Consider the following 20,746-nt stretch of genomic DNA (forward strand, 5'->3'; position numbering starts at 1 on the left):
CCCACAGCATGCGCAGCTCCTCGCGACCCTGTCAAGGACCACCCGATTCTCCCGGCGGACAGTCATTGTCGAGTTCGCGGGCCAATCTTGACAACGCGGGCCGTGGTGCCGTTCCATCGAGACCTCGGGAGAGCGCTCTCCAGCCCTTCTCCGTCCCCTGCCGTACGGGAGTCATCGTGGACCGACCGTCGCTCGTCCGTGCCGTTCCGGCGCTGGTGGTCTTGCTGGTGCTGGGGTTGCTCGCCGGCCCGTCCCCGGCGCACGCCGCCTCGGTGCTGTCCCAGGGCAGACCGGCGACCGCGTCGAGCACCGAAGGGGCGGGCACTCCGGCGTCGGCGGCCGTCGACGGTGATCCCGGCACGCGCTGGGCGAGCGCCTGGAGCGACCCGCAGTGGCTGCAGGTCGACCTCGGCGCGCCCGCCGACATCACGCAGGTCACCCTGAACTGGGAGGCCGCCTACGCGACGGCCTACGAAATCCAGGTTTCCGCCGACGGCGGCACTTGGCAGACTGTATACAGTACGACGTCGGCGGTCGGCGGTCGGCAGGATCTCGCCGTCACCGGGCACGGCCGGTACGTCCGGCTTTACGGCACGCACCGCGCCGGTGGCTACGGCTATTCGCTGTGGGAGTTCCAGGTCAGCGGCACCCCGGCGGTCCAGGACGGCCCCGGCGTCACCCGGGTCACCGGCAGCCAGGGGAACTGGCAGTTGACCGTCGACGGTATCCCGTGGACCGTCAAGGGCCTGACCTGGGGACCGCCGGTCGGCGAGGCGGCCGCGCGGATGCCCGAGCTGCACGCGATCGGCGTCAACACGGTCCGGACGTGGGGCACCGACGGCACGGCCCGGCCGTTGCTCGACGCGGCCGCCGCCAACGGCATCAAGGTGGTCAACGGTTTCTGGCTGCAACCCGGCGGCGGTCCCGGCAGCGGCGGCTGCGTCGACTACACGACCGATACGAACTACCAGGCCACGATGCTCGCCGAGATCCAGAAGTGGGTCACTGCCTACAAGAACCACCCGGGCGTGCTGATGTGGAACGTCGGCAACGAGTCGATCCTCGGCATGCAGAACTGCTACTCCGGCACCCGGCTGGAGCAGAACCGGATCGCCTACACGCGGTTCGTCGACCAGGCGGCGCAGGCGATCCACGCGATCGACGCGAACCACCCGGTCACCTCGACCGACGCGTGGACCGGCGCGTGGCCGTACTACAAGGCGTACGCGCCGAGCCTCGACCTCTACGCCGTGAACTCCTACGCCCACGTCTGCCAGGTGAAGCAGGACTGGCTCGCGGGCGGCTACACGAAGCCCTACATCATCACCGAGACCGGGCCGGCCGGCGAGTGGGAGGTGCCGGCCGACGCGAACGGCGTCCCCGCCGAACCGACGGACCAGCAGAAGCGCGACGGGTACGTGAACGCGTGGAACTGCGTGCTGGCCCACCCGGGCGTGGCCCTCGGCGCGACCCTCTTCCACTACGGCACCGAAGGCGACTTCGGCGGCGTCTGGTTCAACATCACCACCGGCAACGAGAAACGGCTCTCCTGGTACGCCGTCCGCAAGCTCTACAGTGGACAGACCGGGGGCAACACGCCGCCGGTGATCTCGTCGATGAACCTCAGCCGCAGCACCGACGTCCCGGCGGGCGCCCCCTTCACCGTGACGGCGGCGGTGTCCGATCCGGACGGTGACCCGATCACCTACACCATGGGCTACAACAGCAAGTACATCAACAATGCGGCCGGGTTGATCCTGGCGCAGTTCACCGGCACCGGGACGTTCACCGTCACCGCGCCGCAGCAGCTCGGCGTCTGGAAGCTCTACCTCTACGCCCGCGACGGCCACGGCAACGTCGGCATCGAAACCCGCTCCCTGCGCGTGGTCGCGCCGCCGGTCCCGGGCACGAACCTGGCCCGCGGCGCCGCGACCACGGCGTCGACGTACCAGGCCGACGGGCCCGGCGCGCCCTACCCGCCGCAGGCCGCGACGGACGGGAACACGGCGACGCGCTGGGCGAGCGCCTGGGCCGATCCGCAGTGGCTGCAGGTCGATCTGGGCCGCAGCCAGCCGTTCGACCACGTGCAGCTGGTGTGGGAAGCGGCGTTCGGGAAGGCCTACGAAATCCAGGTCAGCGACGACGCGGCGAACTGGCGCGCGGTGTACGCGACCACGTCCGGGGACGGCGGCGCCGACGACATCGCCGTCTCGGCGACCGCGCGGTACGTGCGCGTGTACGGCACCCAGCGCGGCAGCGGCTACGGCTATTCGCTGTACGAGTTCGGCGTCTACCGGTCATGACACCGGTGCGCCGGCCGGGACCGGGCACAGCGGGTGGTCCTCGCGGTCGGCGGCCACCACCGGGTCGCGGCCGGGCCGGATGGCGGGGCCGCGCTCGGCCCGGTGGCCCTGGAAACCGGACCCGAGTGCGCCACCGCCCGGTCCGGTGTTCCGGTACCGCACCTCCCAGCCGGGGCCGGTGGGGTGGCGGGTGGCGAGTTCTGCGGGCACGGCGGCTCCTTTCGTCGGCAGTCGCAGCCTGCCCGCCGGCCCGGGGCGCGGTCTTGAAGATCCTTGCGGCCGGGAACTGTCGTACCCCCGGCGTAGCGTCCGGCTCGTGGTTGAACTCGCGGCCCGCCCGGGGTTTTCGGTCACCGTGATCCGCTGCGCGAACGACCATCCGGGCTGGTCGGCGGCGGAGGTGTCGCCGGTCGACCGGATGGTGCTGGTGCGCCGCGGCCGGTTCCGCCGGCGCGTCCGCGGCACGGAGTCCCACGCCGACCCGACGGCGGCGTACTTCGTCGAGGCGGGCGAGGAGGAGTCCTTCGCCCACCCGGCGGGCGAGGACGTCTGCACGACCGTGGACTTCGGCGAGGGCGTGTGGCAGCGCCTGGCGGGCGACCGGCCGCCGCGGTCCCCGGTGTACGTCGACGGCGCTCTGGAGCTGGCCCACCGGCGGCTGGTGGCGTCGGCCGCCGACCCGGGCTACGCGCTGGCGGAGCAGCTGCTGGTCCTGGTCGGCCGCGCGGTGACCCGGCCGACCAGGGCGGTGCCGGGCGACCGGGGCCTGGTCGAGCGGGCGCGCGAGGCGATCGTGGCGGACACCCCGGCGGCGGCCGGGTTGTTTCCGCTGGCGGAGTCGCTGGGGGTGTCGCCGTACCGGTTGAGCCGGGCGTTCCCGCGCGAGCTGGGCGTTTCGGTGACGCGGTACCGCAACCGGGTGCGGGTGGGCCGCGCCCTCGAGCGGCTGGAGGCGGGAGAGCGGGAGCTGGCCGTGCTGGCGGCCGATCTCGGGTTCGCGGACCAGGCGCATCTGACCCGCACGGTGCGCGAGCACGCCGGTGCCCCGCCGGGGGTGGTGCGCCGGCTGTTGGCGGGGTGAGGGGATTCCGAGGCTCGCGGCATCGTGCGGGCCGAGCGCGGCACGTTCCCCGCCGGTGCGATGCGCCGGCGGGCGGTCTCGACGAGCGTGTCGCCGAGCCGTGCTGCGCTCGGTTCGCCGCGGTGATCAATCGCCGAGGCGCAGCGCAGGGGCAACTCGGCGGCCGTTGGACCGCGAATCCGCGTCCGGCACCGAAGGACGAGAGAGGGGCGGCGCGGCGGGCAGGGTTGGGCGCGTGGCCACCCCCAGCGGCCACGTGAGTCACCCCGCGGCCGCAGCGCCGCCCCGGGTCAGGTGTCACGTTTCCGAAACACCGGACGGGAGTATCGTAGTCTTTCCGGCACAGGCTGTGTCAAGTTTTCAGGACAGCTAGGCTGACCGGTGTCACGTTTCACGGCGGCAGGTGGTGTGTGGTGAGCGAAGAGCGCAGTTTCGCCGAACGGCTGGCGCACCTGATCGCGACCGTGCACCCGCCGGACCGCAAGCCGTACTCGTACCGGGAGATCGCGCACGGCGTCGCCGAGCAGACCGGCGTCACGATGTCGGCGACCCACGTGCAGCAGCTGGCCGTGGGCGCGCGCAAGGACCCGAAGCGCTCACACATCCAGGCCCTCGCCCAGTTCTTCGGCGTGCCCGTGACCTACTTCTTCGACGAAAAGGTCGCCGGCCAGGTCGACCAGCAGGTCGAGGACGTCGTGGCGTGGCGGGACAGCGAGGCGCGCACCCTCGCCCAGCGCGCCATGCGGCTCTCGCCGCGCGACCGCGAAACCGTGACGGCGCTGCTGGACCAGCTCGGCAGCTACGACGACACCCGCAGCCGCTCCGGCCGGCGGCGGAAGCCGGAGTGACCACGGGCGTCTCGGCTACGATGACGTCGTCCGTGATCGCGCCCCGGTGCACCCGGCTGGCGCCCGGTGACCGGGGAGGACCCATCGACGAGCGCGGCCTGCCGGACCTGCGTGACCGGGCGCGTGAGCGCGTGCGGGAGGTGCTGGCCGCCGTCCCGCTGCCGCGGCCGTGGTCGATGAACGCCTGGGTCGACGGCCTCGAAGCGTGGCGGGGGCGGGAGATCGACCTCGTCCCGGTCGCGTACCGGCCCGGTCAGCCGTCCGGCGCCTGGCAGGCCCGCCCGGACTACGACCTGATCGCCTACACCGAGCACACGTCGGCGCTGCACCAGGACCACATCATCGCCCACGAGCTGGCGCACCTGCTGTGCGCGCACACCGGGACCTGCCTGATGTCCGAATCCGAGGCCGCCGAGCTGGCCCCGGACCTGGCGCCGCGGGCGTTGTCGCACCTGCTGACCCGCGTCACGACGGGCACGGACGAGTACGAGGCCGAGCTGATCGCGGTCCTGCTGATGAGCGCGGCGACGAGCGAGCCGCCCGCCGTTCAGCCGGGCGCGTCCGGCCGGGCGGCCGATCAGGCTAGGCGGCTGGCGGCTCTCCTGGGATAGTCGCGTTCCGTGATCGACATACTTTTCGTCGCAGTCGGGGCGTTCGCCCTCTTCGCCGGGATCTGGCGGGCGGTCCGCGCCCGGCGCACCGGCGCGGGCGCCGGCCTGGCCGTCTCCCTGATCGCGCTCGGCGCGGCGTTCTGCTTCCTGTCGAACCGTGCGCAGCAGTTCGAGAGCGAGCTCTACCCGAGCCTCGGCCGGCTGTTGTCGAACCTGGCGACGATGGTCGCGGCGTACGGCATCGGCCTGACGGTCGCCGAGATCAGCGGCACCCGCGACCGCGGCCGCAGGACCCGCCTGGTCGCCCTCGGCGTGGCCTTGACGATCCTGGTCGTCACCTTCTTCAGCACCTCGGACCTGCCGCGCGGCGTCGGCGTGTTCGACGAGCTGTACGCAACGCATCCGACGCTGGTGGTCTACGTCTTCACCTACACGGTCTACCTGGGCTTCGCGGTGCTCGACATCGGAATCGTCGCGGCGGTGACGATCCGCGCCAGCGGCGGCGCCCTGCGCGCGGGGCTGGCGTTGCTGCTGCTGGCCTCGGCGTTCGCGGTCGCCTACCTGGCGGGCAAGGTCGTGGCGACGCTCTCCGCGCTGCAGGCCGACCACCCGGCGAAGGCGTTGTGCCGGGGGCCGTTCTCGACGGTGCCGTGCACGCTGGACGTGGGTTTCCCGGCGGTGTCGGTGCTGCTGATCGTCCTGGGGCTGACGATCCCGGCGGTCCCGGGGCTGGCTGCGGCCCGGCGTGACGCGCGCACGCTGCGGTTGCTGCGGCCGTTGCGCGGCCACTTGACGCGCCGGTTCCCGGAGATCGCCCGCATCGACCCGGGCGGCTCGTCCCGCCGCGAGCGGCTGCTGACGGCGATGAGCGAGACGAACGACGGCCTGATCCTCGCGGGCGCCACCCCGGACATGCCGCCCGCGGCAGCGGCCCGGCTGGTGCGCGACCTGCCGGACGAGCCCGACGAGACCGAGCCGTCCACCGCAACGGACGAGCCGTTCGCCGCGGACGTGGCCAGGTTGCGGGCGATCGCGCGCGCCTACCGGAAGCTGGGCACGACGGCAGCGAGGTGATCCTTGCGGCGACGTCAGCCGCCAAGCGGAGCCGCCAGCCGCGACTCCCAGCCCCGTTCGGTCAGCGCGACCACCTGCAGGGTCCCGGCCCGGTCGGTCACCGGAAGCAGCGGGCGAACTTCCCGCCCGACCTGCTCGAGGGTTTCCCCGGACCCACCCATGGCCACGGTCAGGTGCGCGGCCGGCCGGGGACCGAACCGGCCGCCGTAGGGCGGCACGTCCGGCCAGCGGGCACAGACGGCGTCGGTGATCCCCTGAAGGTCCGGAGCCGGGATCGCCGCGAAACCCGGCGCGGTCACGAAGTCGGTGAGCCGCACGTCCACCGGGGCGAGATCCGCGGCCAGGGACCGGACCGCGGCCAGGTCGCCGTCGCCCAGCGCGCCGTCGGGCAGGAACGGGTACAAGGCGGTCACGTGGGCGGGAAGGCCGGGTCGCACGAGGGCGGGGTCGACCCGCCGGGCCGCGGCCAGCACCGGCTCGGCGGCGGGCAGCAGGATGACCAGCGCGGTGGTTCCGGGTTCGGGCACCCCCGCATCATGGCAGGGAGGCGTTCACGCACCCCGGGAGCGGCACCAGCTCTCTCGCACGCCGGGAGCGGCACGAGGCTCAGGCGCGGCAGCAATCTCGCACGTCGGGAGTTGCCTCGGCGGGGAGGGCACTCTGGCGCGGCAGGCGGCAGCATCCTCGCGGAAGGCCGAACCAAGCCGCCGCGCGGCGCCCGCGCAATCAGGCGACCGCGCTCTCCGGGAACCGCCCCGAGCGGGCCAAGGCCAGGCTCCGCCGGCACAGCTCGACCAGCTCCTGGTTCGCCCGGCTGCGCGGAACCCGCCCGCACAGCCCGCAGCGGATCGTCACCTCGCCCGCCAGCTCGTCGACCGCCACCAGCGCCTGGTGGTCACAGCTGCGGCACCACCGGTACCCGACCGCCGGGTTCGTGTGCACCGGTGAGGCCACGCAGTCGTGCAGCCAGCGGCGGTGCGTCCGGCACGTGACGCGGTCGGTCGGGTCGAGTCCGTCGACGTCCTCCGCGCGGTCTTCGCGGGCCAGGGTCGCCGCCAGCAGCGGCTGCCGCGCCGCGGCCGGCCGGTCCTCCTGGCTCGGTGTCGCCCACGCGTGGTGGTCGCCGCATCGGCACTTCTCGGTCATGGTGCCCCCAGAGTCGGGTTGTTCGATCCGTCGAGTGTGAGCGGGGGCACAGAACGGCGACAACCGGAAAAGGGCGCACTTTCGTCCGGCGGCCGGTCACCCGCGGCGGGCGGATCGGCGGACTTCGGCCCACCGGTATGCGAACATGTGTTCTATGACCGACGAGGGGCCCATCCTGCACGCCGACCTCGACTCCTTCTACGCCTCGGTCGAGCAGCGGGACGATCCGGCGCTGAAAGGACGGCCGGTCATCGTCGGCGGCGGGGTCGTCCTGGCCGCGAGTTACGAGGCCAAGGCCTACGGCGTGCGCACCGCGATGGGCGGCACCCAGGCCCGCCGGCTGTGCCCGCACGCCGTCGTCGTGCCCCCGCGCATGTCGGCGTACATGGCCGCCAGCCGAGCGGTCTTCGACGTCTTCCACGACACCACGCCGTGGGTGGAAGGCATCTCGGTCGACGAGGCGTTCCTCGACGTCGGCGGGCTGGGCAGGATCGCCGGGCGGCCGAGCCGGATCGCCGAACGGCTGCGCACCGCCGTCGCCGAGCGGACCGGGCTGCCGATCACCGTCGGGGTGGCGCGGACGAAGTTCCTCGCCAAGGTCGCCAGCCGGGTGGCCAAGCCCGACGGCCTGCTCGTCGTCCCGCACGACCGGGAGCTGGAGTTCCTGCACCCGTTGCCGGTCAGCGCGCTCTGGGGCGTCGGCAAGATCACCGCCGAGAAGCTGCGGCTCCGGGGGATCACCACCGTCGGGCAGCTGGCCGCGTCCGAACAGGTGGACCTCGTGGGCCTGCTCGGCCGGGTCGCCGGGGCCCACCTGCACGACCTGGCGCACAACGAAGACCCGCGACGCGTCGAGCTCGGGGTGCGGCGGCGCTCGATCGGCGCCCAGCGGGCCCTCGGCCGCGGCCGGCGGACCCCGGCCGAGCTCGACGTCGTCCTGGTGGCGCTGATCGACCGGATCGCCCGCCGGCTGCGCGCGGCCCGCCGCGTCTGCCGGACGGTGACGATCCGCCTGCGTTTCGCCGACTTCTCCCGCGCCACCCGCTCGCACACGCTGACCGACCCGACCGCCGGCACCGGGGTGCTGCTCGCCGCGGCGCGGGAGCTGCTCGTCGCCGCGCTGCCGCTGATCGCCGACCGCGGGCTGACCCTGCTGGGCGCCGCGCTGTCCAACCTGGCCGACGAAAACCCGTTCCAGCCGACCCTGCCGTTCGAGCGCGAGCGGGCGACCGAGCTCGACACCGCGCTGGACGCCGTGCGCGACCGGTTCGGGAAGGCCGCGGTCACCCGGGCGGTCCTGCTCGGCCGCCCGGACGACCTCGAAGTGCCGCTGCTGCCCGACTGACCGGGAAACCGCGGCCCGCCGAAAATGCGGTCAGCGGCCGGGTATTCCGGGCCGCCGCGGAATGCGTGCGTGCGTCAGCGCGGAAAGCGCGGCCGGACGCAGCGCGTCCGGGCGTTGCCACAGCCGCGACGGGACGCTCTGCCGCTGCCCGGCCTGCTCGACGACTTCGAAACCCGCGTCACGCACCATCACGGCCAGTGCCGCGGGGGAGAGGAACGTGAGCCACGGCTCACCCTGTTCGGCGGCCACCGGCCCGACGGCTTCGGCGTAGGCGTTCCCGGCCGCATCCCGCAGTTCCGGCGGCAGCAGGTGGTCGGCGACGATTTCCGATCCCGGGGCGAATCCGCCGAGATCCGTCAATGCGGCGGCAATCGCCGGCCGGGTCAGGTACATGGTGACGCCGAGCCAGCTCACGAACACGGGGCGGAACGGGTCCAGTCCACTCTGGACGAGCCGTTCCCGGAGCGGCTCGGCTTCGAAGTCGACCGGGACGAAGGTGACCGGCGCCGGTTCGGCGACGCCGGCGGCGGCCAGCAGTTCCCGTTTCGCCGCCTGGGTCGCCGGGTGGTCGACCTCGAAGACGCGGAATCGTCGTGCCGGGGTTCGATACGCGAACGAATCGAGGCCGGCGCCCAGAATCACATACTGGTCTATACCGGAATTGCCACGCGTCAGCCGGTCTTCGGTGAACCGGCTTCGGCACACCGCTTCGGCGCGGGCACCGGCCAGCACCGGATGTGTGGTATGCATCCGGTGGTAGGCCAGAAGTTCCTCGGCGCGGTCCCCGAGGAGAGGTGCGGCGAGGGGGTCGGAGAAGATGGCGGGCTCGGCGTCGACGAGCAAATGTGCCGCGCGTGCGGCGGCGGCCGTGAAGGCGGTGCGGCTGGGGCGGGGAGCATTACGGCTAACGTCGGCGGTCTCCATCCCGCCACGGTACCGATTTGATTTCGAGCATATCACAAAATTGATTTTTCGACAAGCTCGCGAGCATTTCGGCTCGGTTGCGGTCACTCTGGACGCGGACGGCCCGCTCGCCCGAACGGCCATTGTGGACGTTTGAGGGTGTCGCACTGGCTGGACGTGATTCGACAGGTTAGGGTCTGTCCGACCGTGTTCTGGAGAAGATGAGGAACGACGAACCATGGCGCAACGGGTGCAGGTCCAGATGGTGGACGACCTCGACGGGAGCGAGGCTTCGCAGACCGTCCCCTTCAGCCTCGACGGGGTGACGTACGAGATCGACCTGTCCGAGGAGAACGCCTCCGCACTGCGGGACGAGCTCGCCCGGTACGTCGCGGCCGCGCGGCGCATCGGCGGCCGCAAGGTGCGCCTGGCGACCGGGCAGTCGCTGTCCGGCCCGTCCGGCTCGGGCACCGACCGCGAACGCAACCGGCAGATCCGCGAATGGGCGCAGGCCAACGGCTACGAGGTCGCCGAGCGCGGCCGCCTCTCCAGCGAGATCATCGCCGGGTTCGAGGCGGAGCAGGCCGCGGCGGCCGAGCCGGCCGACGCCAAGCCCGCGCGCAAGCGAGCGTCCCGCCGCAAGTCTTGAGGCTCCGATGTTCGGCCACCAGCGCTGACGAAGCCGCACCCGTGGGTGTGGCTTCGTCAGCCGGTAACCCGCTGGGCGTCCAGGCGGGTTGATGTCCCCCGCTTGACGCCCCTGTGGCGTTCAGTGCTTTTTTTGCGCCTGGCGGTCACTTTTCGTGGCCGCGGCCCGCGCCGGATGGTTCGTTGTGGACAAAGCCCGGCCCGGCGCCGGGCGAAAGCTTGTCGGAGGGCGGCTTCGATCGCCACACTGTCAGTGCCTCGCGCGGCCGGTACCGCGGCGGGGCACCGGTCCGGTGGCCGCCTCCTCCCTCGATGGCCACCGGGCCGCCTCCCCCTTCTCCCGCCCGGAACCCCGGTGGACATTCGTCCGGCTTTGGCGCACACTCAGCCTACTCCATACTGCATACAATCTTCAGTGTGAGGAGGCGGTCGCCATGGCGGAGGTCCGCGAGCTGCGGGACGTCTACGGACGGCAGTACCGCGTCGGGGAGAGCGATCGGGAGCTGCTCGGCCGGCCGCGGACGTGGATCACCTGGCTCGCCGCGGCGGCCATGCTCGCCGCCGGGGTACAGCAGTACGGCTTCGGCGCGGTCGTGCCGTCGCTGAGCCGGACGCCCGGCTGGACGTCCGGCGGCATCGTGCTCACGCTCGCGGTGTGGGCGATCTGCCAGGCCGGGGCCGCATTCCCGGCGGCGTGGCTCCGCGACCGCGGCCTGCTCCCGGCGCCGGCGGCGATGGCGGCCGGGGCGGTCCTGAGCGCCGCCGGGCTCGTGACGCTCGGCCACGCCACCGGTCTCGCCGCCGTCTTCCTCGGCTACTCCGTGCTCGGCGGGCTCGGCACCGGGCTGGTCTACGCCACGTGCGTCGGCGCGGTGCTCGCCTGGTTCCCGGACCGCAGCGGGTCCCGGGCCGGCATCGTGAGCGGCGCCTTCGCCGCCGGCAGCGTGCCCTTCGTCGTGCTCGCCGCCGCGCTGCCGGCCGCGCGTCCCGCACTGCTGGACGTCACCGCCGTCGTCGTGCTCATCGTCATCGCGGGCTGTGCGGTCCTGCTGCGGTACCCACCGCGGCACTGGTGGCCCGTGACGCCCGAGCCCCGGACGTGGGCCCTCGACCGCGCGCACAACCGGCGGCCGGCGGTCCGGCACTACCGGCCGGCCGAGCTGTTCCGGTGCCGCACGACCCGTTCGCTGTACCTCGTGGTCGTCCTCGCGGCCGCCGTGCTCCTGTTCGACCTGGCCTACCTGGCGACGTTCGCCGCCGCGCGCGGCGGGCCCGGGCTCGCCGCGGCCGCGCTGGCGTCGCTCGCGGCGGCCACCGGCAGCGGCCGGGTCCTCATCGGACGGTGGGCCGACCGGCTCGGCCGGCCCCGGATCCTGCGGTTCGCGCTGCTCGCGGGCGGCGTCGCGCAGTTCGTGCTGTTCTATTCCGGCGAACACCGGCACGCCGTCGGCCTGCTGCTGGGGGCTGCGTTGGCCGGCCTCGGCAACGGCTGCTGCTACACGCTGCTCGTCGGCCTGGTGCGGGAGTACTTCGGCGACGAGTCGGCGGCGCAGAACTTCGGGATCCTCTACAGCGCCAAGGCGGTCGGCGCGGCGGTCGGGATCGGACCGGCGGCGGTGGTGGTGACCACGCACGGGTTCGCCGGCGCGTTCACCGCGGCCGGGGTGCTGAGCCTGACCGCGGCGGTGCTGTCCGGGCGGCTCACCCAGCCGGGGCGTCCCGAGTCGCTGCTGCCGGCGGCGTGAGGTGGGGCGGATGACGGCCCGGCGGCGGGTGCTGCGCGTCCACGACGGCGGGCACACCACGCGGCCGGACACGCTGACCGTCGAAGAACCCCTCGAGATCCGGGTCGCCGGGAAGCCGCTGGCGATCACGATGCGCACGCCGGGCGACGACTTCGACCTGGCCGCCGGTTTCCTGGTCGGCGAAGGCGTGGTCCGCGCGGCGGCCGACCTCCGCTCGATCCGCTACTGCGCGGGCGCCACCGCGGACGGCGGCAACACGTACAACGTCCTCGACGTCGTGCTCGCCGACGGCGTCGCCCCGCCGGACGCCTCGGTGGAGCGCAGCTTCTACACGACGTCGTCGTGCGGGCTGTGCGGCAAGGCGAGCCTGGACGCGGTGCGCACGACGATCACCTGGCCGGTCGACGGCGATCCGTTCGCCACGGACCCGGCGACGCTGGCCGGCCTGCCGGACGAACTCCGTGCGGCCCAACGGGTTTTCGACCGCACCGGCGGCCTCCACGCGGCGGGGCTGTTCGACGCCGACGGCAAGCTGCGGTGCCTGCGCGAGGACGTCGGCCGGCACAACGCGGTGGACAAGGTGGTGGGCTGGGCGACCCGCGAGGGCGAGCTGCCGCTGTCCGGGACGGCGCTGATGGTGAGCGGGCGGGCGTCGTTCGAGCTGGTGCAGAAGGCGGCGATGGCCGGAATCCCCTTGTTGGCCGCGGTTTCCGCCCCGTCGTCGCTGGCGGTGGACCTGGCGGCGGAGCTGGGCCTGACCTTGGTGGGCTTTCTGCGCGGAACGACGATGAACGTCTACACGCGACCGGACCGGCTGGGCCTTCCGCCGAGCTGAGCGAGCAGCGCGGCAACGGCGGGCGAGCCGTCCCCGCAGCGCACGGCGGCAAGCTGCCACGGCGGCGGGTGTTCGAACCGCCGGACGGTGAGCCGAGGAAACCGCGCGGCGGCGGAGGCGGGGAGAACGCAGTCGGCGAACCCGGCCTCGACGAGTCCGGCGGCGACGGTGAGATCGTCGACTTCGAGAGTGGTGCGGCGGCCGGGGAAAGCGCGGTCGACGGCCCGGCGGACGGCCCAGCCGGGTGGGAAGTCCACAAGAGACAGCGAGGACGGCTCGGGAGGGGACTGACCGCCGCCGTGCGCGGTGACGAGGACGAGTTCCTCCGCCGTGAGGAGGGTGACACCCGCACCAGGAGCGGGCAGGGTCTTTTCGGTCTCACCCGCCAGTGTCAGCATGATGTCCACATCGGACTTCCACGGCCCGCACCGCACCTCCACCGCCACCCCCGGATGGGCCTGCCGCAGTCCCGTCAGCACCCGGGGCAGGTCCGCGAGCAGCCCCGGACCCACTCCCACCCGGACCCGCCCGCTCACCGGGGAGACCGCCGCGCGGGCCTGTTCGGCCGCCTGCAGGGCCGCTCGTGCCGCGGGGACGAACGCCTCGCCCGCGGGTGTCAGGACCACCCGGTGGGTCGTCCGGTGGAACAACGGCGTGCCCAGGTCGCGCTCCAGGGCGCGGACCACGGTGGATACCGTCGACTGCACCGTCCGCAGGCGCTGGGCGGCCGCCGTGAAACCGCCCTCCTCGGCGACCGCCACCACCACCGCCAGCTGGCGGAGCTCCATCAGCCGAGCACTCCGCGGACCAGCGCCGCCGTCTCGCTCGGCGTGCGGCCGACCCGGATGCCCGCCGCCTCCAACGCCGCCTTCTTCGCCGCCGCCGTGCCCGCCGAGCCCGACACGATCGCGCCCGCGTGGCCCATCGTCTTGCCTTCCGGAGCCGTGAAGCCCGCGACGTACCCGACGACGGGCTTCGACACGTTGGCGCGCACGAACTCCGCCGCCCGCTCCTCGGCGTCGCCGCCGATTTCGCCGATCAGCACGATCAGGTCGGTCTCCGGGTCCTTTTCGAACGCCTCCACCGCGTCGATGTGCGTCGTGCCGATGATCGGGTCGCCGCCGATGCCGATGCACGTCGAGAAGCCGATGTCCCGCAGCTCGTGCATGAGCTGGTAGGTCAGCGTGCCCGACTTCGACACCAGGCCGATCCGGCCCGGGCCGGTGATGTCCGCCGGGATGATGCCGGCGTTCGACCGGCCGGGGGAGATGATGCCCGGGCAGTTCGGGCCGATGATCCGCGTGCGCCCGCCCGCCGCGACGGCGTGGGCCCACAACCGCGCGGTGTCGTGCACCGGGACGCCTTCGGTGATCACCACCGCGAGCCCGATCCCGGCGTCCACCGCCTCGATCACCGCGTCCGCCACGAACGGCGGCGGCACGAACAGCACGCAGACGTCGGCGCCGGTCGACGCCATCGACTCCGCGACACTCGCGAACACCGGCAAGGACACCGGGCCGATCCGCACCGGCTGCCCGGCCTTGCGCGGGTTCACCCCGCCGACGACGTTCGTCCCGGCGGCCAGCATCCGCCGCGTGTGCTTCGCGCCCTCGGAGCCGGTGATGCCGGAGACGACGATCCGGCTGCTCTCGTCCAGGAAGACGGCCATGGTTCAGACCTCCGCGATCGCGAGCTTCGCCGCCTCGCGGGCGGCATCGTCCATGGTGGCCACCACGGTGACCAGCGGGTGCGCGGCTTCGGCGAGGATCCGCCTGCCCTCGGTGACGTTGTTGCCGTCGAGCCGGACCACCAGCGGCTTGGCCGCCCGCGTACCCAGGATCTCCAGCGACCGGACGATCCCGGTCGCGACGGCGTCGCACGCGGTGATGCCGCCGAAGACGTTGACGAACACGCTGTGCACCTGCGGATCGCCGAGGATCACCGTCAGCCCGTCGACCATCACCTGCGCCGACGCCCCGCCGCCGATGTCGAGGAAGTTCGCCGGCCCGCGGGCACCCGCCTCGGCCGGGGCGGCCGCCACCACGTCCAGTGTGGACATCACCAGGCCGGCGCCGTTGCCGATCACGCCGATGTCGCCGTCCAGCTTGACGTAGTTGAGGCCGCTCGCGCGGGCGGACCGCTCCAGCGGGTCGCCGTTGGCGGAATCGTCGTGGGAGGAGGAACGGCGGAAGGCCGCGTTGTCGTCCAGGGTGATCTTGGCGTCCAGGGCGACGATCCCGGCCGTCGTGCTCGCGAGGGGATTGACCTCGACCAGCGTGCAGTCTTCGGCGACGAACACCTCCCACAGCTTTTCGACGACCGCCGCCACTTCCGCCCGGACGTGCGCGGGGAACGCGGCCGCGACGGCCGTGGCGTCGACGCCCGCCAGGGGGTTCACCGGCACCCGGACCAGGGCGTCCGGGCGGGAAGCCGCGACCTCTTCGACGTCCATCCCGCCTTCCGCCGAGGCCATGGCGAGGAACGTCCGCCCCGCCCGGTCGAGCAGGAACGAGACGTAGTACTCGTCGGCGATTTCGCTCGCCTCGGTCACCAGGACGCGGTGCACGGTGTGGCCCTTGATGTCCATGCCGAGGATGTCCTCGGCGGCCTGCTCGGCGTCGTCGGCTGTCTGCACCACGCGGACACCGCCCGCCTTGCCGCGGCCACCGGTCTTCACCTGGGCCTTGACCACCACCGCGCCGCCGAGTCCGGCCGCGACGGACCGGGCCGCGGCCGGATCGGCGGCCACCCGGCCGCGGGGGACCGGTACGCCGTGGTGTTCGAAGAGGTCGCGGGCTTCGTGTTCGAACAGGTCCATGGGGGAGCGTCCTTTCCGCGGCGGGGCAGGGCGAAGGGCGTGGGGTGGTGGCCCGCGGGAGCCGGGTTCGAGACCGGAAAAACCCTGCGGATGGCCCTGGACACAGTCGGCTCGAAGGGTGACTATATGCCTACCCCATACGGTATGCAATCTACAGTCTGCCGCGAAGGGGCCGCTGACCTCGGAACTCAGCCGATGGAACAAGAGGCGACACGCACCGCCGGACAAGAGAGATCCGGTGGCGGACCAGAGGAGTTGAGCCATGGCGCTGACCACGACCGGCACCACCGCGGGGGAGAGTGCCGCGGCGGCGAACGGCGCCGCACCCGCCGAAATATCCGGCGGCCACCTGGTGGCCAAGGCGCTGAAGGCCGAAGGGGTCGACACGATCTTCACCCTGTGCGGCGGCCACATCATCGACATCTACGACGGCTGCGTCGACGAGGGCATCGAGGTCATCGACGTCCGGCACGAACAGGTCGCCGCGCACGCGGCCGACGGCCACGCGCGCATCACCGGCAAACCCGGCTGCGCGGTGGTCACCGCCGGGCCGGGCACCACCGACGCCGTCACCGGGGTCGCGAACGCCCTGCGCGCCGAGAGCCCGATGCTGCTCATCGGCGGCCAGGGCGCGCTGACCCAGCACAAGATGGGCTCCCTGCAGGATCTCCCGCACGTGGACATGATGACGCCGATCACCAAGTTCGCCGCCACCGTGCCGCACACCGCCCGCGTCGCCGACCTCGTGAGCATGGCGTTCCGCGAGGCGTACGCCGGCGCGCCCGGACCGTCCTTCCTGGAGATCCCGCGTGACGTCCTCGACGCGCGCGTGCCGCTGCGGGACGCCCGCATTCCGGAAGCCGGCCGCTACCGCGCGTCCACGAAGAACGCCGGCGACCCGGCGGACGTCGAGAAGCTCGCCGACCTGCTGGTGCACGCGAAGAAGCCCGCCATCCTGCTCGGCAGCCAGGTCTGGACCACCCGGGCGACCGGCCCGGCGATCGAACTCGTGAAAACGCTGAACATCCCCGCGTACATGAACGGCGCCGGCCGCGGCACGCTGCCGCCGGGCGACCCGCACCACTTCCAGCTCTCCCGCCGGTACGCCTTCGACAACGCCGACGTCATCGTCATCGTCGGCACGCCGTTCGACTTCCGGATGGGCTACGGCAAGCGGCTGTCGACCGAGGCCACCGTCGTCCAGGTCGACCTCGACTACCGCACGGTCGGCAAGAACCGCGACGTCGACCTCGGCATCGTCGGCGACGCCGGCCAGGTCCTCGCCGCGGTCGCCGAAGCCGCCTCCGGCCGCACCGACAACGGCGCCACCGGACGCAAAACGTGGCTCGAAGAACTCCAGGCCGTGGAGGAGAAGGCGAAGCAGAAGCGGCTGCCGCTGCAGCACTCCGACGCGAGCCCGATCCACCCGTACCGGCTGGTCCACGAGATCAACGAGTTCCTCACCGAGGACTCGATCTACATCGGCGACGGCGGGGACATCGTCACCTTCTCCGGCCAGGTCGTGCAGCCCAAGTCGCCCGGCCACTGGATGGACCCGGGTCCACTCGGGACACTCGGCGTCGGGATCCCGTTCGTGCTGGCCGCCAAGCACGCCCGCCCGGACAAGGAGGTCGTCGCGCTCTTCGGCGACGGCGCCTTCAGCCTCACCGGCTGGGACTTCGAAACGCTCGTGCGCTTCGACCTGCCGTTCGTCGGCATCGTGGGCAACAACTCGTCGATGAACCAGATCCGCTACGGCCAGGCCGCGAAGTACGGGCTGCCGCGCGAACGCGTCGGCAACACCCTCGGCGACGTCCGCTACGACGAGTTCGCGCGGATGCTCGGCGGGTACGGCGAGGAGGTCCGCGACCCGGCCGGCATCGGGCCGGCGCTGCTGCGGGCCCGGGAGTCCGGCAAGCCGTCGCTGATCAACGTCTGGGTCGATCCCGACGTGTACGCCCCCGGAACCATGAACCAGACCATGTACAAGTGAGCGGAGGCCAAGGCATGGGCAAGGCACTGGAGGGCGTCCGCGTCCTCGACATGACGCACGTGCAGTCCGGTCCGTCGTCGACGCAGCTGCTCGCCTGGCTCGGCGCGGACGTGATCAAGCTCGAAACCCCCGGCCGCGGCGACATCACCCGCGGGCAGCTGCGCGATCTGCCCGGTGTGGACAGTCTCTACTTCACGATGCTGAACGCCAACAAGCGCAGCATCACGCTCAACATGAAGAGCGACGAGGGCAAGAGCGTCTTCGAGAAGCTCGTGTCCGGAGTGGACGTCCTGGTGGAGAACTTCGGCCCGGGCGTGGTCGACCGGTTCGGCTACCCCTGGGAGAAGCTCGCCGCGCTCAACCCGCGACTGGTCTACGCCTCCATCAAGGGGTTCGGCCCCGGCCGCTACGCCGACTTCAAGGCGTACGAGGTGATCGCGCAGGCCATGGGCGGCGCGATGAGCACCACCGGCTTCGAGGACGGGCCGCCGACCGCGACCGGCGCGCAGATCGGCGACTCCGGCACCGGCATCCACCTGGTGGCCGCCATCCTCGCCGCGCTGTACCAGCGGACGTCGACCGGCCGCGGTCAGCGCGTCCAGGTCGCCATGCAGGACGCCGTGCTCAACCTGTGCCGCGTCAAGCTGCGCGACCAGCAGCGCCTGGCCCACGGCCCGCTGGGGGAGTACCCGAACGACCAGTTCGGCGAAGAGGTCCCGCGCTCGGGCAACGCCTCGGGCGGCGGCCAGCCCGGCTGGGCGGTGCGGTGCGCGCCCGGCGGCCCGAACGACTACATCTACGTGATCGTCCAGCCACCCGGCTGGGCACCGCTCGCCCGGCTGATCGGCAGGGCCGAGCTGGCCGACGACCCGGCGTGGGCCACTCCCGAGGTCCGGCTGTCCAAACTGGACAAGATGTTCGCGCTCGTCGAGGAGTGGACCGAGAAGCACACGAAGTGGGAGGTGCTGGAGAAGCTCAACGCCCACAACATCCCGTGCGGCCCGATCCTGTCCACGAAGGAGCTGATCGAGGACGAGACCCTGGCCGAGCTCGGCTCGGTCGTCGAGGTCGCGCACCCCGGGCGCGGTTCCTTCAAGACCGTCGGCTGCCCGCTCAAGCTGTCCGACTCGCCGGTGGAGATCGAGCGTTCGCCGCTGCTGGGCGAGCACAACGACGAGGTGCTGACCGAACTCGGCTACAGCGAGGCGGAGCTCGACAAGTTCCGCGCGGCGGGGGTGATCTGACGTGGCGGATCGCGCGGCGGTCGAAAAGATCCTCGGACAGGCGGCCGCCGAGGGCCGCTCGTCGCTGACCGCGCCCGAGGGGCGTGCGGTCTGCGAGGCATACGGTATCCCGACGCCGGCCGAACGGCTGGCGACGACGGCCGAGGAGGCCGTGGCCCACGCCGGAGAAATCGGGCTGCCGGTGGTGCTCAAGATCGTCTCGCCGGACATCCTGCACAAGACCGAGGCCGGCGGGGTGCTGGTCGGCCTGAACGACGCCGACGCGGTGACGGCGGGCTTCGCGCAGATCGTCGCCGGCGCGAAGGCCTACGACCCCCACGCGCGGATCCTCGGTGTCCAGGTGCAGCGGATGCTCACCGAAGGCCAGGAGGTGATCATCGGGTCGGTCACCGACCCGACGTTCGGCAAGATCGTCGCCTTCGGTCTCGGCGGCGTGCTGGTCGAGGTGCTCAAGGACGTCACGTTCCGGCTCGCGCCCACGTCGGCCGAAGAGGCCCTGTCGATGGTCGACGGTATCCAAGCGGCGGAAATCCTGCGGGGCGTCCGTGGAGCGGCCCCGGTCGACCGGGACGCGCTCGCGGCCGTGATCACCGGCCTCGGCGAGCTGGTCACGGACTTCCCGCAGCTGTCCGAAGTGGACCTCAACCCGGTGCTGGCCACGCCACACGGGGCCACCGCGGTCGACGTCCGGATCCTGGTCGACCCGGACGCGGCGAAGGAACCGCACCGGTTCACCCGGGACGAGATCCTCGCCTCGATGAACCGGATCATGAAACCGGCGGCGGTCGCGGTGATCGGCGCGTCGGCCGAAGCCGGGAAGATCGGCCACTCGGTGCTGAAGAACCTGGTCGACGGCGGCTACGCGGGGGAGATCCACCCGATCAACCCCAAGGCCGCGGAGATACTGGACCGCAAGGCCTACCCGAGCATCGCCGACGTGCCCGGGGACGTCGACGTGGCGGTGTTCGCCATCCCGGCGAAGTTCGTCCCCGCCGCGCTGGAGGAGGCCGGGAAGAAGGGCGTGGCCGGCGCGATCCTCATCCCGTCCGGCTTCGGCGAGACCGGCAACGTCGAACTCCAGGACGAGGTCGTGGCGATCGCCCGCAAGCACGGCGTCCGCATCCTCGGCCCCAACATCTACGGCTACTACTACACGCCGGAGAACCTGTCGGCGACATTCTGTACACCGTATGACGTCAAGGGCGGCGTGGCCCTGTCGTCGCAGAGCGGCGGGATCGGCATGGCCATCCTCGGCTTCAGCCGGTCGGCGAAGATGGGTGTCTCCTCCATCGTCGGCGTCGGCAACAAGGCCGACCTCGACGAGGACGACCTGCTCACCTTCTTCGAACAGGACGACAACACCCAGCTCGTCGCCATGCACCTGGAAGACCTCAAGGACGGCCGGGCGTTCGCGGAGACGGCGAAGCGGGTGTCGAAGCGCAAGCCGGTCGTCGTCCTGAAGGCCGGGCGGACGTCGCAGGGCGCCAAGGCGGCCAGCTCGCACACCGGCGCGCTGGCCGGCGACGACAAGGTCTACGACGACATCCTGCGCCAGAGCGGCGTGATCCGGGCGCCCGGGCTGAACGACATGCTCGAGTACGCCCGCGGCATCCCGCTGCTGCCCACGCCGCAGGGCGAGAACGTCGTCATCATCACCGGCGCCGGCGGCTCCGGCGTGCTGCTTTCGGACGCCTGCGTCGACAACGGCCTGAGCCTGATGGAGATCCCGCCGGACCTCGACACGGCGTTCCGCGCGTTCATCCCGCCGTTCGGCGCGGCGGGCAACCCGGTCGACATCACCGGCGGCGAGCCGCCCTCGACCTACCGCAACACGATCGCGCTGGGCCTCGAGGACGACCGCATCCACGCCCTGATCCTGGGTTACTGGCACACCATCGTCACCCCGCCGATGGTGTTCGCGGAACTGGTCGCCGAAGTGGTCGGGGAGTACCGGGCGAAGGGCATCCACAAGCCCGTCGTGGCATCACTGTCCGGGGACGTCGAAGTCGAGGAGGCGAGCGACTGCTTGTACGACCGCGGGATCGTCGCGTACCCGTACACGACCGAGAAACCCGTGGCGGTGCTCGGGGCGAAGTACCGCTGGGCGCGGGCCGCGGGCCTGCTGTGAACCGGAGTCAACGGTGACGAAGGA

General features: G+C 72.2%; 19 protein-coding genes. 12 read left to right on the forward strand and 7 right to left on the reverse strand.

Features of this window, described 5'->3' with window-relative positions; all coding sequences use genetic code 11:
* Positions 1-176 precede the first annotated feature (176 nt).
* A complete protein-coding gene (locus tag ABZW17_RS28760) occupies positions 177-2,303 on the forward strand; it encodes a discoidin domain-containing protein (protein ID WP_354820876.1) in 2,127 nt (708 codons plus the stop codon).
* Here ABZW17_RS28760 and ABZW17_RS28765 read toward each other — a convergent pair.
* Positions 2,298-2,513 (reverse strand): hypothetical protein, encoded by a 216-nt coding sequence (locus ABZW17_RS28765; RefSeq protein ID WP_354820879.1) that lies wholly within the window; start codon positions 2,511-2,513, stop codon positions 2,298-2,300. The two genes, ABZW17_RS28760 and ABZW17_RS28765, sit on opposite strands and share 6 nt — an antisense overlap.
* Before the next feature lie 106 nt (positions 2,514-2,619).
* On the opposite strand from ABZW17_RS28765, the gene ABZW17_RS28770 reads away from it, so the two are divergent.
* The 4 genes from ABZW17_RS28770 (at position 2,620) to ABZW17_RS28785 (ending at position 5,917) form a co-directional block, all read left to right on the forward strand.
* Complete coding sequence (locus ABZW17_RS28770; RefSeq protein ID WP_354820882.1) at positions 2,620-3,384, forward strand: helix-turn-helix domain-containing protein; 765 nt, start codon at positions 2,620-2,622, stop codon at positions 3,382-3,384.
* Between the two features lie 413 nt (positions 3,385-3,797).
* On the forward strand, positions 3,798-4,232 hold the full coding sequence (locus tag ABZW17_RS28775) for an XRE family transcriptional regulator (RefSeq protein ID WP_354820885.1): 435 nt from the start codon (positions 3,798-3,800) through the stop codon (positions 4,230-4,232).
* 32 nt (positions 4,233-4,264) lie between these two features.
* Positions 4,265-4,843, forward strand: coding sequence for a hypothetical protein (locus ABZW17_RS28780; RefSeq protein ID WP_354820888.1), 579 nt, complete (start codon positions 4,265-4,267; stop codon positions 4,841-4,843).
* Positions 4,844-4,852: 9 nt separating this feature from the next.
* Complete coding sequence (locus ABZW17_RS28785; RefSeq protein ID WP_354820891.1) at positions 4,853-5,917, forward strand: hypothetical protein; 1,065 nt, start codon at positions 4,853-4,855, stop codon at positions 5,915-5,917.
* Positions 5,918-5,931: 14 nt separating this feature from the next.
* Here ABZW17_RS28785 and ABZW17_RS28790 read toward each other — a convergent pair whose 3' ends face one another.
* The gene (locus ABZW17_RS28790; RefSeq protein WP_354820894.1) at positions 5,932-6,444 is read right to left on the reverse strand and encodes a 2'-5' RNA ligase family protein; all 513 of its coding nucleotides are present in this window, start codon (positions 6,442-6,444) and stop codon (positions 5,932-5,934) included.
* A 199-nt stretch (positions 6,445-6,643) separates the two neighbouring features.
* Positions 6,644-7,063: a hypothetical protein gene (locus ABZW17_RS28795; RefSeq protein WP_354820897.1), complete on the reverse strand. Its 420-nt coding sequence runs from the start codon at positions 7,061-7,063 to the stop codon at positions 6,644-6,646.
* A 154-nt stretch (positions 7,064-7,217) separates the two neighbouring features.
* On the opposite strand from ABZW17_RS28795, the gene dinB reads away from it, so the two are divergent.
* On the forward strand, positions 7,218-8,408 hold the full coding sequence (dinB, locus tag ABZW17_RS28800) for a DNA polymerase IV (protein ID WP_354820900.1): 1,191 nt from the start codon (positions 7,218-7,220) through the stop codon (positions 8,406-8,408).
* Positions 8,409-8,438: 30 nt separating this feature from the next.
* Here the strand turns inward: dinB and ABZW17_RS28805 are convergent, their stop codons facing one another.
* Positions 8,439-9,332 carry an SAM-dependent methyltransferase gene (locus ABZW17_RS28805; RefSeq protein ID WP_354820903.1) on the reverse strand — a complete coding sequence of 298 codons (894 nt, stop codon included), beginning with the start codon at positions 9,330-9,332 and terminating at the stop codon, positions 8,439-8,441.
* Positions 9,333-9,549: 217 nt separating this feature from the next.
* Here ABZW17_RS28805 and ABZW17_RS28810 point away from each other — a divergent pair, with 217 nt between their 5' ends.
* The 3 genes from ABZW17_RS28810 to fdhD all read left to right on the forward strand — a co-directional run bounded on the left by ABZW17_RS28810 (position 9,550) and on the right by fdhD (position 12,539).
* Positions 9,550-9,960: an Lsr2 family protein gene (locus ABZW17_RS28810; protein ID WP_103354325.1), complete on the forward strand. Its 411-nt coding sequence runs from the start codon at positions 9,550-9,552 to the stop codon at positions 9,958-9,960.
* Positions 9,961-10,393: 433 nt separating this feature from the next.
* A complete protein-coding gene (locus ABZW17_RS28815) occupies positions 10,394-11,704 on the forward strand; it encodes an OFA family MFS transporter (RefSeq protein ID WP_354820907.1) in 1,311 nt (436 codons plus the stop codon).
* Position 11,705: 1 nt separating this feature from the next.
* Positions 11,706-12,539, forward strand: a complete 834-nt coding sequence (gene fdhD / locus ABZW17_RS28820; RefSeq protein WP_354820910.1) for a formate dehydrogenase accessory sulfurtransferase FdhD — start codon at positions 11,706-11,708, stop codon at positions 12,537-12,539.
* Here fdhD and ABZW17_RS28825 read toward each other — a convergent pair.
* From ABZW17_RS28825 to sucC, 3 genes are read right to left on the reverse strand one after another with little or no spacing between them, the layout of a single operon-like run.
* A complete protein-coding gene (locus ABZW17_RS28825; protein ID WP_354820913.1) occupies positions 12,500-13,327 on the reverse strand; it encodes a LysR family transcriptional regulator in 828 nt (275 codons plus the stop codon). The genes fdhD and ABZW17_RS28825 overlap by 40 nt on opposite strands.
* The gene (gene sucD, locus ABZW17_RS28830) at positions 13,327-14,208 is read right to left on the reverse strand and encodes a succinate--CoA ligase subunit alpha (RefSeq protein ID WP_354820916.1); all 882 of its coding nucleotides are present in this window, start codon (positions 14,206-14,208) and stop codon (positions 13,327-13,329) included. The genes ABZW17_RS28825 and sucD overlap by 1 nt, the downstream gene beginning before the upstream one ends.
* A gap of 3 nt (positions 14,209-14,211) precedes the next feature.
* Positions 14,212-15,357: an ADP-forming succinate--CoA ligase subunit beta gene (sucC, locus tag ABZW17_RS28835; protein WP_354820919.1), complete on the reverse strand. Its 1,146-nt coding sequence runs from the start codon at positions 15,355-15,357 to the stop codon at positions 14,212-14,214.
* Between the two features lie 262 nt (positions 15,358-15,619).
* Here sucC and ABZW17_RS28840 point away from each other — a divergent pair, with 262 nt between their 5' ends.
* From ABZW17_RS28840 to ABZW17_RS28850, 3 genes are read left to right on the forward strand one after another with little or no spacing between them, the layout of a single operon-like run.
* Complete coding sequence (locus ABZW17_RS28840; RefSeq protein WP_354820922.1) at positions 15,620-17,350, forward strand: thiamine pyrophosphate-binding protein; 1,731 nt, start codon at positions 15,620-15,622, stop codon at positions 17,348-17,350.
* A gap of 14 nt (positions 17,351-17,364) precedes the next feature.
* Positions 17,365-18,594 (forward strand): formyl-CoA transferase, encoded by a 1,230-nt coding sequence (frc, locus tag ABZW17_RS28845; RefSeq protein WP_354821045.1) that lies wholly within the window; start codon positions 17,365-17,367, stop codon positions 18,592-18,594.
* A gap of 1 nt (position 18,595) precedes the next feature.
* Complete coding sequence (locus ABZW17_RS28850) at positions 18,596-20,722, forward strand: acetate--CoA ligase family protein (protein WP_354820925.1); 2,127 nt, start codon at positions 18,596-18,598, stop codon at positions 20,720-20,722.
* The last annotated feature ends 24 nt before the right edge of the window (positions 20,723-20,746 follow it).

It is taken from the genome of Amycolatopsis sp. NPDC004625 (genome assembly GCF_040609695.1).
GTDB lineage: Bacteria > Actinomycetota > Actinomycetes > Mycobacteriales > Pseudonocardiaceae > Amycolatopsis.